Annotated in this window: 14 protein-coding genes; 6 read left to right on the forward strand and 8 right to left on the reverse strand. The window is 32.2% G+C overall.

Annotated features, from left to right (window positions below; all coding sequences use genetic code 11):
• Positions 1–290: 290 nt before the first annotated feature.
• Positions 291–1592 carry an argininosuccinate lyase gene (argH, locus tag B2X73_RS10845; protein ID WP_219034266.1) on the forward strand — a complete coding sequence of 434 codons (1302 nt, stop codon included), beginning with the start codon at positions 291–293 and terminating at the stop codon, positions 1590–1592.
• Positions 1593–1817: 225 nt separating this feature from the next.
• Positions 1818–2036 (forward strand): hypothetical protein, encoded by a 219-nt coding sequence (locus B2X73_RS10850; protein WP_219034267.1) that lies wholly within the window; start codon positions 1818–1820, stop codon positions 2034–2036.
• A 76-nt stretch (positions 2037–2112) separates the two neighbouring features.
• Here the strand turns inward: B2X73_RS10850 and B2X73_RS10855 are convergent, their stop codons facing one another.
• Both B2X73_RS10855 and B2X73_RS10860 read right to left on the reverse strand, forming a co-directional pair.
• Positions 2113–3978, reverse strand: a complete 1866-nt coding sequence (locus tag B2X73_RS10855; RefSeq protein WP_219034268.1) for a GNAT family N-acyltransferase — start codon at positions 3976–3978, stop codon at positions 2113–2115.
• Entirely contained in the window at positions 3979–5220 is a 1242-nt protein-coding gene (locus B2X73_RS10860) for an aspartate kinase (protein ID WP_219034269.1), read from the reverse strand. It abuts the gene before it with no gap.
• 193 nt (positions 5221–5413) lie between these two features.
• Here B2X73_RS10860 and fbp point away from each other — a divergent pair, with 193 nt between their 5' ends.
• Entirely contained in the window at positions 5414–6430 is a 1017-nt protein-coding gene (gene fbp / locus B2X73_RS10865; protein ID WP_114998305.1) for a class 1 fructose-bisphosphatase, read from the forward strand.
• A gap of 70 nt (positions 6431–6500) precedes the next feature.
• Here the strand turns inward: fbp and B2X73_RS10870 are convergent, their stop codons facing one another.
• The 5 genes from B2X73_RS10870 to B2X73_RS10890 all read right to left on the reverse strand — a co-directional run bounded on the left by B2X73_RS10870 (position 6501) and on the right by B2X73_RS10890 (position 12503).
• Positions 6501–8072 (reverse strand): G-D-S-L family lipolytic protein, encoded by a 1572-nt coding sequence (locus tag B2X73_RS10870; protein ID WP_286495448.1) that lies wholly within the window; start codon positions 8070–8072, stop codon positions 6501–6503.
• A gap of 7 nt (positions 8073–8079) precedes the next feature.
• The gene (locus B2X73_RS10875) at positions 8080–9312 is read right to left on the reverse strand and encodes an OmpP1/FadL family transporter (RefSeq protein WP_221854422.1); all 1233 of its coding nucleotides are present in this window, start codon (positions 9310–9312) and stop codon (positions 8080–8082) included.
• Positions 9313–9450: 138 nt separating this feature from the next.
• The gene (locus tag B2X73_RS10880; protein ID WP_286495449.1) at positions 9451–10662 is read right to left on the reverse strand and encodes an NAD(P)/FAD-dependent oxidoreductase; all 1212 of its coding nucleotides are present in this window, start codon (positions 10660–10662) and stop codon (positions 9451–9453) included.
• Between the two features lie 69 nt (positions 10663–10731).
• Positions 10732–11568 (reverse strand): universal stress protein, encoded by an 837-nt coding sequence (locus B2X73_RS10885; RefSeq protein WP_291046264.1) that lies wholly within the window; start codon positions 11566–11568, stop codon positions 10732–10734.
• A gap of 107 nt (positions 11569–11675) precedes the next feature.
• Positions 11676–12503, reverse strand: coding sequence for a universal stress protein (locus tag B2X73_RS10890; protein WP_114998314.1), 828 nt, complete (start codon positions 12501–12503; stop codon positions 11676–11678).
• Positions 12504–12668: 165 nt separating this feature from the next.
• On the opposite strand from B2X73_RS10890, the gene B2X73_RS10895 reads away from it, so the two are divergent.
• From B2X73_RS10895 to B2X73_RS10905, 3 genes are all read left to right on the forward strand, one after another.
• Complete coding sequence (locus tag B2X73_RS10895) at positions 12669–13175, forward strand: acyl-CoA thioesterase (protein ID WP_114998316.1); 507 nt, start codon at positions 12669–12671, stop codon at positions 13173–13175.
• Positions 13176–13179: 4 nt separating this feature from the next.
• On the forward strand, positions 13180–14235 hold the full coding sequence (thiL, locus tag B2X73_RS10900; RefSeq protein ID WP_125349928.1) for a thiamine-phosphate kinase: 1056 nt from the start codon (positions 13180–13182) through the stop codon (positions 14233–14235).
• Between the two features lie 198 nt (positions 14236–14433).
• On the forward strand, positions 14434–15024 hold the full coding sequence (locus B2X73_RS10905; RefSeq protein WP_038334889.1) for a hypothetical protein: 591 nt from the start codon (positions 14434–14436) through the stop codon (positions 15022–15024).
• 73 nt (positions 15025–15097) lie between these two features.
• Here the strand turns inward: B2X73_RS10905 and rpmA are convergent, their stop codons facing one another.
• Complete coding sequence (gene rpmA, locus B2X73_RS10910; RefSeq protein ID WP_038334883.1) at positions 15098–15355, reverse strand: 50S ribosomal protein L27; 258 nt, start codon at positions 15353–15355, stop codon at positions 15098–15100.
• Between the last annotated feature and the right edge of the window lie 25 nt (positions 15356–15380).

Consider the following 15380-nt stretch of genomic DNA (forward strand, 5'->3'; position numbering starts at 1 on the left):
TTAACAATGTTTTAAACGTAAATAAATAGAAGTTAAAAATTAAAAGGTTCTTAAAATATCAACTCCATAATTTTTGGGTCATTTTTTTACGAAATTGAATTATTTCGAAATATTAATAAACATTCAATAATCAATCTTTCAAAATGCTATCAATCGTCTAAACATTCTCAAAAAACAATCAAAAATATTCAATATGAATAAATATTTATGAATATTAATAATTATACAAGTTTAATGAGATATTATGCAACTTTTTACTAACTTTGCGCCCTTAATTCATTATTATAGATATGAAACTTTGGGATAAAGGTTTTACCATTAATGATAAAATCGAAAAATTTACTGTTGGAAAAGACAGAGAATTAGATGCTCATCTTGCGAAATACGATGCATTAGCGTCGAAAGCGCAGGCAAATATGCTGGCAAAAACAGGTTTGATTACCAATGAAGAAAATGATGCGTTGCAAATTGCTTTGGATGAAGTTTTGGTTCTGATTGCGGAAAATAATTTCGAAGTCGACGAAAATTTCGAAGATATACATTCAAAAATTGAAGCTTATTTAATTGAAAAAACTGGCGATGCTGGAAAAAAAATTCACGTTGCACGTTCTCGAAATGATCAAGTTTTGGTTGCAATTCAACTTTTTAAGAAAGAGTATTTAAAACATACAACTGAAAAAATTGTCAATTTAATTGAGATTTTCTTACAAAAAGCAGACGAATTCAAGAATCATCAATTACCAGGATACACACATTTTCAGGCGGCAATGCCAAGTAGTTTTGGAATGTGGTTTTCGGCATATGCAGAAAGTTTGTTGACGGATTTATACTTTTTTGAGGCTGCATATAAAATTTCTGATCAAAATCCTTTGGGTTCTGGTGCAGGTTTCGGAACAAGTTTCCCAATTGATCGTTTGCAAACAACACAAGAATTAGGTTTTTCAGAAATCTTAGTTTCTTCTGTTGGTGCACAAATGCTTCGTGGAAAAACAGAAAAATCTGTCGCAACAGCTTTGGCAATGATTTGTGGAACGTTGTCTAAAATGTCGTACGATTTGGTTTTATACAATTCACAAGATTTAGCTTTTGTGAAGTTGCCAAACGAAATGACAACAGGTTCATCGATTATGCCGCACAAGAAAAACCCAGATGTGTTTGAGTTAACTCGTGCGCATTGCAATAGAATTCAGGCGTTGCCGAATGATATTATGATGACGATCAATAATCTTCCAAGTGGATATCACCGTGATTATCAAATATTGAAAGAAATATTATTCGAACCAATGATGCAATTTGATAATATTATTGACATCTTAACATTTGCGATTCCTCAACTTCAGATTAAAGATAACTATATGAATCAGGATAAATATGATCCGATTTATACCGTTGAAAATATTAATGAAGCGATTAAGAATGGAACACCTTTCCGTGATGCTTACAAAGAAGTTGGTTTATCTGTAGAAAATGGAACATATATACCACACAAAGAATTTCAGACTTCGCATATCGGAAGTATTCATAATTTGAGATTGGATTTAATTTCAAATAAAATCGAAAAATTCAAATTAGAAGCACAAGTTTTAAAATAAACACTTGTAATAAGTCAAAAATCATCCTCAAAATTATAGAATTTGAGGATTTTTTTGTCTTATAAATTTTATAATTTCGGAAAATATAAACGTTTAAATAATTGTAATTCTATATTTTGTAAAATAAAAAATGTTTTACAAAATAATTACAATCATTTTTTATTATATCAGGTCAAAATCATTCTAACTTTGACATATCAAATTAATCGATTAAAATTTAAAAAGATGAAAAAATTTTTCGCAGTAGTTGCAGTAGCAGCTTTATCATTAGGAGCAGTATCTTGTGGAGAGAAAACTGAAGAAGCACCAGTAGAAGAAGCACCAGCAGTTGATTCTTTAGCTACAGCAGCTAACGATTCTACAGCAGTTGATTCTACAGCAGTTGCTCCAACTGATTCTACAGCAGTTGCTCCAGTAGCTGATTCTACAGCAGTTGCTAAATAATTTATAGCGAAGCTAAAATATAAATGCGCTCAACTAGGTTGAGCGCATTTTTTATGTTATAAATTCATCATGAATCTTAAAGTAGATTTCCGTCAAATTTTCCTGATTGTATTTTTTTATCAAGTTCTGCTTGAATATCCTCTAAAACAGGGCGAACAGTAGATTCTGGAATATCAGAAACTCTAATATACATTAAGCCATCAATTGCATCATTAAATTTTGGATCAACATTGAAAGCAATCACTTTTGCGTTTTGTTTGATGTATTTCTTAATCAAAACAGGTAATCTCAACATATTTGGCTCAAGCTCATCAATTAACTTATCAAATTTATTCAAATCAGCTTCAGATTCATCGAAAATAAATTCTTTATCTTCCTCTTTCAGCTTAACCTTAAACTCATTTTTTGCTCTCACATACTGCGCTACAGTAGAATCGTAATAATGAGATTTCATAAATTCGATCATCAAAGATTTTGAGAAATCAGAAAACTGATTACTAATACTCACTCCTCCAATAATAAATTTCTGATTTGGATTTCTCAACGTTACATGCACAATTCCTCTCCATAATAAGAACAATGGCATCGGCTTTTGTTGATATTCAGCTGAAACGAAAGCACGTCCCATTTCGATACATTTCTTGAAAAATGGATGAATTTCTGGATCAAAATTGAATAATTCATGAACATAAAATCCATTAATTCCATATTTTTCATACACTTCCGAACCAATCGCCATACGATATGCTCCAACAATTTTATTCGTATCCTTATCCCACAAAAATAAATGGTGATAATGATTATCAAATCGATCAAGGTCAATTTCATCATTTGTACCTTCACCTATCGCACGGAATGTTATCTCGCGTAAACGACCAATTTCCCTTAATATATTTGGAATTTGTTGAGCTGTAGAAAAGAAACATTCGTAATTATTATTTGTAAACAATAATGCTTGTTCATCTTTTCGTAAAGTTTCAATATCTTGAATTAATAAGTCTAAAGCTGTTTCCGAAATAATCGGCTTAACCTTTTTACTAGAAGAAGATAAGCTTGGTAAATTCGGCATTTTCAACTCAATATTCGAAGGGTTTTTCAATACTTGAGTTAAACTTCTTTTTTGTTTGTAATAAGACGAAAGCATGTATGTTTTCTTTCTCAAAAACTCAGAATAATCTTCTATAGACACATGCTCGTCTTGTTGTTTTTGTAAAATTGGTTTTCCAATACGAATCTGAATTGGTCGTGTTCTTTTCTTCATCATTTCAGCTGGCAACATTGCCGTTTGAAAATCTGGATGAATCTTCGCTACACGGTAAAAAATATTACTATTTCGCGCTCTAAAAAACATTGGAACAACAGGAACTTTCGCTTTTTTGATCAACTTCATCGCTGATTCTTGCCATTCTCTGTCAATAATTCTACTTTCGTCATCTCGATAAGAAACTTCTCCCGCAGGAAAAATCCCTAAACAACCTCCAGCTCTTAACAATTTTAATGCATCGCGCATTCCTGAAAGGCTACTGTATGCATCTTTACGTGTTTCGAAAGGATTAACTGGAATAATCATAGGTTCTAATGGTTTAATTTTTTGCAATAAAAAATTACCCATTACCTTGAAATCAGGACGAATTTTTGACATAAAATGCATCAAAATAATTCCATCCAACGCTCCAAGCGGATGATTAGAAATAATAATAAAAGGTCCTTCTTTTGGAATACGTTTTAAATCTTCTTCATGGATTTCGTAATCCATTCCCAAATCATCAATCAAATAATCCAAAAAAGGTTCGCATTGCAAATGCTTTCCACGATTGTACAAATCGTTTAACTGATCTATACTGAAAATTTTTTTCAATGCCCAAGCCACAGGTTTTCCTAAAACACCAATTTTAGAAAGACCCGAAGCTGAATAGATATCTTGTGTCGTGATTAAACTCATTTAAGCTTTAACAACTATTTGTAATGTTTCGCGTACTGTTTGTCGCAATAATTCTTTTTCTTTTGAAACAACTTTGTCAGAATCTGCATCAAAATGGCGAATTGTGTACAATAAAACATTGTTTTCTTCTTGCACTTTATACTCTTCGTTCATATCTGCAACAAACTTTTCTAAGTTGTCATATTTATCCTCCAAACATAAAGATAATGAAATTGCTGAATTTTGCATCAAATTTACTTTGATTTGATAATCATATAGTTTATTGAAAATTCCGCTCAATTTATCTTCTGTAATAAAAGAGAAATCTTTACTTGATAAACGAATCAAATGTTGCTCTCTTTTTAGGATAAAACAAGGTACTTTCGGATCTAATGGTTGACCTTTCGCTACCTCTGTTCCTGCTTCTGTAGGATTAATAAATGATTTTACGAAGAAAGGAATTTCTTTTTGTTGAAGCGGCTGTAACGTTTTCGGGTGAATAACAGATGCACCATAATACGCCAACTCTATTGCTTCTTCATATGAAATATGATTTAACAGCTCAGCATTATCAAAATAACGTGGATCAGCATTCAAAACTCCAGGAACATCTTTCCAAATCGTCATGTTATCCGCATTTAAACAATAAGCAAAAATCGCCGCAGAATAATCTGAACCTTCACGCCCTAAAGTTGTTGTGAAAAAGTTAGGATCAGAACCTAAGAAACCTTGGGTAATAAACAAACCTGTGTTTGGTAAACGTTTAATACTTTCTTCTGTTAATGCCCAATTTACTTTTCCTTCACGATATGTATTATCTGTTTTGATATAATCGCGAACATCTAACCATTCGTTATTAATTTGTATCGAATTAAGATACATACTGATGATTTTTGTCGAAATTAATTCTCCACAACAAACCACTTGATCATACACATAGCTATAATTTGGTGATTTGTTACGTCTTAAAAACGAAACAATATCATCAAAAAATTGCGAAATTTCGTTAGAAACCTCAGCTGGATTATCAAATAATTCTGTCGCTAAAGCAATGTGCTGTTCTTTTACTTCGTTAATTGTTTTTTCGAAATCTTGTTTTTCAAAATAGCGTTTGACTACCTCTTCCAATGCATTTGTTGTCTTGCCCATAGCAGAAACAATGATACATGTATTTTCGTAACCAACAGATTGCAATAAACTCGCAACATTTCTAACGCCGGCTGCATCTTTCACCGAAGCACCACCGAATTTGAAAACTTTCATTTCTATAAAAACTTTTTTTTGTAAATATTTAACTTGCAAATATAACCAAACTACACTTTATATGTTGACCGATTTTAATTAAAATAAAAAATAAATTTGAATGATGATTTTCACGTATTTAGATTAATTTCAAACGTTTGAAATGATATAAAATTGAGTTATTATTCCGATATTTGACCAGCAAAACATAATTATGAATACTAATTCTCATCAAACTCTTGGAGAGTTTATCATAGAAAATCAAGCAGATTTTATTTACTCATCCGGAGAATTATCTAGATTACTGAGTTCTATTAAATTAGCTACAAAAGTTGTTAATTATAAAGTAAACAAAGCAGGACTTGTAAATATCTTAGGCGAATTCGGAAATGAAAATGTCCAAGGAGAAAAACAACAAAAATTAGATGTTTTCGCAAACGATACGTTTATCGAAACGTTGTCGCAACGCGAAGTTGTTTGTGGTATTGCTTCGGAAGAAAACGAAGATTTTATCGCGATTCAACCTTCAAAAAATTCAAAAAACAGTAAATATGTTGTGTTGATTGATCCACTTGATGGCTCATCAAACATCGACGTAAATGTTTCTGTTGGAACAATTTTCTCAATCTACCACCGTGTTTCTGAACCTGGAACACCTGTTACAAAAGCAGATTTCTTACAACCAGGAAATAAGCAAGTTGCTGCGGGATATGTAATTTATGGAACATCGACAATGTTAGTTTATACAACAGGAAATGGTGTAAATGGATTTACATTGAACCCAGGAATCGGAACGTTCTATTTATCTCATCCAAATATGTGTATTCCAGAAGATGGACACATTTATTCAGTTAACGAAGGTAATTATGTAAAATTCCCTCAAGGGGTTAAAAATTACATCAAATACTGTCAGGCAGATGAGGAAGATCGTCCGTACACTTCTCGTTACATTGGTTCTTTATGCTCAGATTTTCACCGAAACATGCTGAAAGGAGGAATTTATATTTATCCTTCTGGAACAAATAATCCGAACGGAAAATTACGTTTATTGTACGAATGCAACCCGATGGCTTTTATCGCGGAACAAGCAGGAGGAAAAGCTTCTGACGGTTTCCAACGCATTATGGATATTGAACCTACAGAATTACACCAACGTATTCCTTTCTTTTGCGGATCGAAAAATATGGTCGAAAAAGCAGAAGAATTTATGCGAAATGAAGAATTGAAATAATCATTTCAAAAAACATAAATAATAAAAAATCCGCTCGATGAGCGGATTTTTTTGTTATCTAAACATTCAATTAAGGAATTGCAATACCTGGATAATTTCCTGGGTAAACGTGTCTTAAAGTTGAATGATATTTTTGGTTGATTGCATCAGCAAACATATTTGCGACAATTGCATATCCAGTTCCAGTTAAGTGAACTCCATCTAATGAGAACGCTCCACCAGAAACGAAAGTTGTTGTATATGTTTGTCCGTAATATTTAATCCCTGATTGAGAACTTAATTTTTTCATTTCAGAATATGCATCAACTAAAGCTAAATTATAAGCAGTTGCTAACTCCGCAATTGCTGCATTGTATTTAACTACAGCTGCTTCTGCTTTCGCAGTTTCTTTTGCTGTTAATACATAATTATCTGTCATTGGATAACTAACACCTACTACTGATAATTTACCAGCTTTCTCTTGAGTTAACCCTAACTTCATTAATTCTGCAACTCTATTTGTGTCAACTTTTCCAATTACAGATGAAGAAGTCAAAACCAATAAATCTTTTGCTGTTGCTTGACGAGCTTGTCCATAAGTAATTCCAAACAAAGTTGCAGTACCAGTATCATATCCTGCTTTAATTAATGCAGCAGTAATCGTTGTTGATAAATCCGCTAAATCTTTATCTTTAATTACTACAGCACTTGCAGCAGTCTTAGAAAAAGAAATTTTTCTTTCTGAAGCACCAACTGCATCAAATACTTGATTTAATCCTGCATAAGTTGCATTCAATTCATCAATCATTGGTGCAAAACTTGGATTTGCTGGTGATAAAGGTGCGTATGGAACCGTTGTAAAATATGGAATAGATGTTACAGAAGGAATATTTGCAATAACTCCTTTTGCTCCTACCGATGTTAATGCTTTTAATCCATCATTAATTGTAGATTTTACCACATTTACATTAGAAATATCATTACTTCCATAAGTTCTTGGATCAACATTATTTGTTTCATTATGATCTACTCCAACTCCTCCAGATGTTGCATAACCTAATACATCATTGTTCCCAATCCAATAAGAGAAAAATGTTGGCTTTTGAGCAACTGCATCTGCAACTACAGAAGTTGTCGCACCACTTGCAAAACGTACAAAATAAGGATTCGCTGTTGCTGGATCAGTTTTTAAGCCTGCTGGATTTCCATAACCTGGCGCAACTAAATGATAAGACTTAGCACCTGGAACTCCCATATTTTGAAACTTTCCTTTATCTGCTAAGATATCTAAAGCTCCACCCGCAGCACTTGGAACTGGTGTTAAAGCTCCATTTACAATTTGTAAATTCAATTTACCTGGAAAACCTGGTAAATCAGTAAATCCACCTGTATCATTTGACATATATGGAATTTTAAATTCTCCTCCTCCTGCAGCTTTCATCAATCCAGCTAACATGTTTGGGTAAGAATTTTCTTGTCCAGATTTGTACAATGCATTATCTCTATAACCAGAAGTTAACGAGTTTCCTAATGCGATATATGTAGAAAAGTTTGCTTCACCAGCAGAAACTTGAATATCTTCAATTGGATGTTCGAAATCTTCGCTACAGTTAAACATCGTAGCAGCTAATGCAACTAATACTATTTTATTTAAGTGTTTCATTTTTGTCTTATTTTAAGTTGTACGATACGCCTAAACCAAAGTTTATAGCACGCATTTTAACATCTCCAGAGAAGTTTTGTTGAATATTATCAATATGTCTTTCGTCTCCTTTTACATATGATCCAAATAAATCAACATTAAATCCTGACTCGAATCTAAATCCTAATCCAGCTGAAACTGAATTTAAGTTAGAACTTGGTGTTTCTGATGACCAATAAGCTGATGGCACTGGTGATTTATCGTGATAATAACCAACACGTCCAACAATCATCTCGCTGAAAGTATACTCAGCTCCAAAACGGAATAATGTATTGTCTTTCCAGTTTTTCGTAGAAGATGATGTGTAGAAAGTATTAGAAGCATCATTATATAAATTGATATCTAAACTTTTGTAACGTGTCCAGTTTTGCCAAACTACATCTCCAAAAAGTTCTAATTGTGGTAAAACTTTGTATGACATCCCAAATGTAAACTCTGATGGTAATGGTAAAGTTGTATTCCATTTATCTGTATTAAAAGGTACATTAGATGCAATTCCAGAAGGAACATTCGACCATGTAACATCACCTTTGTTTGCAGAAACATCTACATTAGAACGGTACGCAATTCCAACTCCAAATTTATCTGTTGGCTTGAACATTGCTCCAACATTAAATCCTAAACCATGGGCATCTTTATCCTCTAATTTAAGTTTAATATCATTTCCAGCAACTGTTTGTACTTTCTCTAATTTAGCTGTTCCGTGTGTATAAATGAAACCTACACCCAAACTAAACCAGTCAGAAAAACGATATGCAACCGTTGGCTGAATATTGAATGCTTTCAAGTCAATATGTGTAATATTTGCTTTGTTTTGCCAATCTTCTGGCCACGTAACCGAACTACCAAAAGGCGTCGTAACACTCAATCCAATTGCTAAATCATCTACAGGCTTGTAACTAACTGCCAAATACATTGGTGTTCCTAATTTACTATCTGTTTCTGCTTTTTGTAACGTCATTGGATCTTGCCATTTTACGTCAGTTTTTACACCAAAACCTCCGACAGCAATACTCAATTTACTATCAACAAAAGCTAAACCTGCAGGATTATAAAACGCAACACTCGCATCGTGAGTTTGTGTTGCAGAAGTTCCCCCCAATGCTGCTTGGCGAACTCCTTGTAAAGCAACTCGGTATCCACCTGCAAATGCAGAAGAAGATAAGCCGATTAATGCTAAGGTTAAGAAAATTTTCTTCATATTTTTTGTTCGTTTTTAATAATTCCTTTAAACAAAAATAACATAATTTTATAATAACGTTATGTTAACATAATAAATTTTGAAAAAATCTTTACTATTAAGGCTTTCAGCCAGAATAACATTCGTGTAAAATATACACTATTGATAAATTTCTTTGATTTTTTCAGATATAATATAACCTTCAGACCAACATGCCTGAAAATTGAATCCACCTGTTATAGCATCAATATTTAAAACCTCTCCAGCCATAAACAATTGTGGGATTTTTTTTGCTTGCATCGAATGAAAATCAATTTCTTTCAAATCGACACCGCCTGCCGTTACAAACTCATCTTTGAACGTACTTTTTCCATTAATTTGGTATTTTCCTTGCGTCAATTCTATTGCAATTGCTTCGATGTGTTTTTTCGATAAATCTGCATAAACCTTGTTTTCATCTATATTACAATAGCTCAGAATACTAAACCAAAAACGCTTCGGAAAATCGAATGGATTATTTTTATGCACATTTTTCTTAGCATCAACTTGTTTTTTATCATTCAAAAATGAAATGATTTCGTCTTTAGATTGATTTACAAAATTGATTTCAGTTTCGAATTTATAATTGCTTTCATTCAATTTTAAAGCACCCCAAGCCGATAATCTCAAAATCGCTGGTCCACTAAATCCCCAATGCGTAATTAGTAACGGACCTTCTTCTTCTAATTTTTGTTGATTGATTTTGACTTCAGCATTATCGAAAGAAATTCCCATCAATCCTTCAATTCGAGGATCTTTGCAATTAAACGTGAATAAAGAAGGAACTGGTTGAACGATTTTCAAACCTATATTTTTCAAACTTTTCCAAAATTTAGGCGTACTTCCTGTTGTCACAATCACCGTTTCGAAAAAATGTTTTCCTGATTTTGTTATCAATTCATAACCACCATCAACTTTATTAATTTCTTGCACACCGTCTGAGAAATTAAGCTGAACTTTATTTTTATCAACCGCTTTTGTCAAAGCCTCTATAATCGAAAGTGAAGAATCGCTAACTGGAAAAATACGGTTATCGTCTTCTATTTTCAATTCTACTCCGCGCTCATCAAACCAAGCCATTGTATCACCCGGTTGAAACGTGTAAAAAACACTTAATAATTCCTTTCTTCCACGCGGATAAAACTCGACCAAATCAAGCGGATCAAAACATGCATGCGTAACATTACATCTTCCTCCGCCCGAAATGCGTACTTTTTGAAGCGGTAAATTTGCTTGTTCAAACAATATAGTTTGTTGTCCTACAGTTTTTCCAAGGTTTGCAGCAACAAAATATCCTGCGGCACCACCTCCTACTATGGCTATTCTTTTCACGAGACAAAGGTAAAGTTTTATTTTTAACAGAATTTTTGATAAAAAAAGGAAATGTTTTCACATCTCCTTCTAAACTTTTTGTTCATGAAAAACGAACAAAGGTGTAATATTTTTATTTGCAATTTTCTTTGTAAATCCTGGTGAAAAAATCTTATCAAAAAACCCTTTATTGCGGCTTACAACCGTCAACAAATCTATTTGTTTTTCCTTGATAAAATCCAACACCGCATTTACAGGATCTGCATCATGATAAACTTCAAATACAATTGGATCTCCAGCAAACTGATCTTGCCAATCTTTCATCGCTTGTTGATTAAATTTTCCGTCTTTCGAAACGTGCATGCAATGAATTTTTGCATGATGACGATTTGCAATTTCGATCAAATACTTCAATGCATCTTTATCTTTTTGATCAAAAACAGTAGTAAAACCAATATTCTTAAATCCTTTGAAAGACATTCCATGCGGAATACTAAGAATTGGAACTTTCATCGACGTAATCGCATTTATCGTATTCGAACCGAAAAGCATTTTTTCTATTCCTGAATTTCCGTCTGTTCCCATCACTACAAAATCAACGCTTTCTTCTCCAATAATTTCACGTAAAATATATAAGAAATTTCCTTCTTCTAAGATAAATTTGATTGGAATTTCATTCAAATCATTTTCAACAGCTATTTGTCTTAATTGCGGAATATTATCTTTGAAGTTGTCAAAACTTCCTAATTCTACCGTTTCATATACATTCTGAATCAATCCAGCACTCAAACTTCCTGTAATCATTGGCAATTCGTAAACATGCAACACATAAACTTGTGCATCGATACTTTTTGCAAGATTTAGTGCATATAAAAAGGCGTTATTAGCTGTTTCTGAGAAATCTGTCGGGAACAATATTTTTTTCATCTTTTCGTGTTTTGTACTCAAAAGTTACGAATAATTTTATTTCAACACGAAAAAAGCTCAATCTATTTCTACAGATTAAGCTTTTTGTATATTCAGTATAAATTATCTTATTCGTGGAAAACAAACAAAGGCACGTTATGTTGTGTCAAAATTTTCTTTGTAAAACTTGGTGAAAATAATTTCTCGAAGAAGCCTTTGTTACGGCTAACTACTGTCAACAAATCAATTTTTTCTTCTTTAATAAATTCCAAAACTGCATCTACAGATTCATCCGCAGTATAAATAAAAAAATCTACAGGTTCATCTTTATAATATTCTTTCCAATGATTAAGCGTCGGAATATCGTAATTTCCATCTTTCGAAACGTGTAAGCAATGCACTTTTGCTTTATAGCGATAAGCAATTTCGGTTAAATAATCTAAGGCTTTGCGGTCTTTATCTTGGAAAATTGTCGTAAATCCAATATTATTTATTCCTTTGAATTCGTAACCATTTGGCACGCTCAATACCGGAATTTTAAGATGTTTTATTGCATTCATCGTATTCGAACCAAAAAGGACTTTATCAAATCCTGTATTTCCAGTCGTTCCCATTACTACAAAATCCACTTTTTCATCTTCGATAAATGTTGGCAATACAAACGAAAGCATTCCTTCTTTTACGAAAAATTTCAAATCAACATTTGCAAAACCATTATCCTCAGCCATTTTTCTCAAGAACGGAATATGATCTTTTAAATTCTCGAAATTATTTAATTCAATTGTATTATAAACATCTTGCAAAATACCAGCATCGATTCCTCCACTTACCATTGGATACTGAAAAGCATGCAAAACATATAATTCTGCATTTTGATTTTCGGCTAAATTTAACGCATACAAAAACGCATTATTTGCTGTTTCTGAAAAATCTGTTGGAAATAATATTTTTTTCATAATCTGTCTGTTTAATAGCTTTTTAAAGATACAAATTATTAAATATCTATATTTTAATTTGATGTTAAATCTTATTGTTTTTTATTATTTACGATGATTAAAAATATTATCATTTTCGTATAAATAGTAATCCGTAACTTTGTACCTTAAATAATTTTTCAATTCATGAATAATAAATATTTTCAAAAAACCATTATTCGATGGTCAGATTTGGATGCTAATCGCCATTTAGCGAACGCTTCGTATATGAATTTTACAAGTTTTGCACGTATTGCTTTTTTGAGAGATTATGGCATTTCGATGAAAAATTTGGAGGAATATGGAATTGGACCAGCTATTTTGCACGAACAATTTTCTTTTTTTAAGGAAGCTATGGAAGGTGAAGAAATTTATATTTCGGTAGAAATTGGTGGAATGTCGGAAGATGGAATGATTTATCAATTTATTCATAATTTATATAACCAAGATGGTGTACATCTTTGCCATTCTGAATTGACAGGTGTTTGGTTTTCGATGTCGAAAAGAAAAATGCAAGCACCACCAACAGAAATGTTAGAAAATATTAAAAAATCATTTGAAGGACAAACCGTCAAAACAATGTCGAAACAGGACATTATCAATTTACCTTTTCGTTCAGAAAATATAGATCCTTCAATCTTTACTCAAAAATAAAATCATGTTAGAAGATAAAAACGTTTCAAAAACAAGTTTAGCCGAAATTGGAGAATTTGGTTTAATTAACCAAATCAAAGAAGGTTTTCCAATCAAATTAGAAAGTTCTATCAAAGGAATTGGTGACGATGCGGCTGTTCTTGATTATAAAAAAGAGAAAATTGTGGTTTCTACTGATATGTTAGTAGAAGGCGTAAATTTTAGCTGGTCGTATATGCCTTTACGTCACTTGGGGTACAAAGCGGTTGTGACGGCAATTAGTGATATTTTGGCGATGAATGCTATTCCAAAACAATTGTTGATTTCGATGGCAATTTCGAATCGTTTTACGATAGAAGCTGTGGACGAAATTTACAACGGAATGAAATACGCTTGCGATAAATACAATATCGATATTGTGGGAGGCGATACAACTTCTTCTGTTAGCGGACTTGTTTTGAGTATGACTGCAATTGGCTCGGCTCCAGAAAAAGATTTGACTTATAGAAATGGTGCGAAGGAAAATGATTTGGTTGTTCTTTCTGGAGATTTAGGTGCTTCTTTTCTTGGTTTGCAAGTTTTGGAACGCGAAGCGCAAGTTTCAAAAGTGAATCCTAATAATCAACCAGATTTCGAAAATTATTCATATTTAATTGAACGTCAATTAAAACCTGAAGCGCGTTTGGATATTATCAATCTTTTGAAAGAGTTGAAAGTTAAACCAACTTCTATGATTGATATTTCGGACGGATTATCTTCTGAAATTATTCATATCTCAAAAGAAAGTGGTGTTGGAATTAATATATACGAAGAAAAAATCCCGTTAGATTCTGTTGTTATTCGCACAGCCGAAGAATTCAAAATCAATCCAATCACATGTGCTTTAAGCGGTGGAGAAGATTACGAATTATTGTTTACAATTGATCAAAAAGATTTTGAAAAAATCAAAGGAAATCCACATTTAACGGTAATTGGTCATGTAACTGGTAAAAACGAAGAAAACTATTTGATTACTCGTGGAAGTGAGCAAATGGTTCCATTAACTGCACAAGGTTGGGGAGTTGAAACGGAAGAAGAATAGGTTAATGAGATAATTCGCTAATTAAAAAATGTGATCCTTAAACGAGTTCAGATGACTTAACGAATTATCAAAACAAAACGTGTCAAGCTGATTTCATTTCAGCTTCTCTTCAAAATAATAAAATCAAAAAGCATTCAAGAAATTGGATGCTTTTTTAGTTGAAATAAGTTGTAATTTAGTTCTATTAATTAACCACTTATGAAATACTTTTTACTTTCATTTATTCTATTTTTTTGTTCATGTTCATCAACATTCAATTCTACTTATAAGAGCAAACAACTAAAAAAAACAGTTGATACTTTTATTGAATTAGGAGAAAAACATAATGAACGTATTAATCCTAATAATTCTTATTTAATTCTAGGTTTTGATAAATTAAAAAGTCCTGATAGAAAAGTTTTTTTTAATAATGCTGAATTTGGAGTTGGAATTACTTTTATGGCATACTTAGGATCTTGTAACACAAATGAGAAAACTCAACAATATGAGTATAAAAACTATACAATTGCTATTATAGATTCTGCTGACATTAATTTTAAAAGGTATAAATTTTTAAAACCAATAAATTCTAAGAAATTAAATTTAAACGAAAATACCTTCCAATGTAAACATGGTACGAGTAATCCATTGTATTATTCATTTTATTTTGATAAAAAAGGAATTATCCAATCTATTGATCCTTGGGGAAAAAGGAAATTAATTCGAGATAAGTTAATTGAAAAAGGATTCAACATAAACTTAAATTCTGATGAAGTATACTCTAAAGGAGCTGTAGACTTAGAAGAATAAAAATCATAAAAAAAGCTCGAAGTAATAAGTTCGAGCTTTTATATTGTTAGCATTTTCGCTGTCGAATTATCAATTAAGATAATGGTTCAACTGAAACGTAAGATCTATCGTTACGTTTTTTAGTGAAAACTACTTTTCCGTCAATTAAAGCGAATAATGTGTGATCTTTACCGATTCCTACATTATCACCAGGATGATGTTGAGTACCTCTTTGACGAACAATAATGTTACCAGCGATTGCTGCTTGTCCACCAAAAATTTTAACACCTAAACGTTTCGAATGTGATTCACGACCATTTTTCGAACTTCCGACCCCTTTCTTATGTGCCATTTCGTTTTGTTTTTAAGAGTTAATA

Source organism: Empedobacter sp. UBA7252 (assembly GCF_002472765.1).
Lineage (GTDB): Bacteria > Bacteroidota > Bacteroidia > Flavobacteriales > Weeksellaceae > Empedobacter > Empedobacter falsenii_B.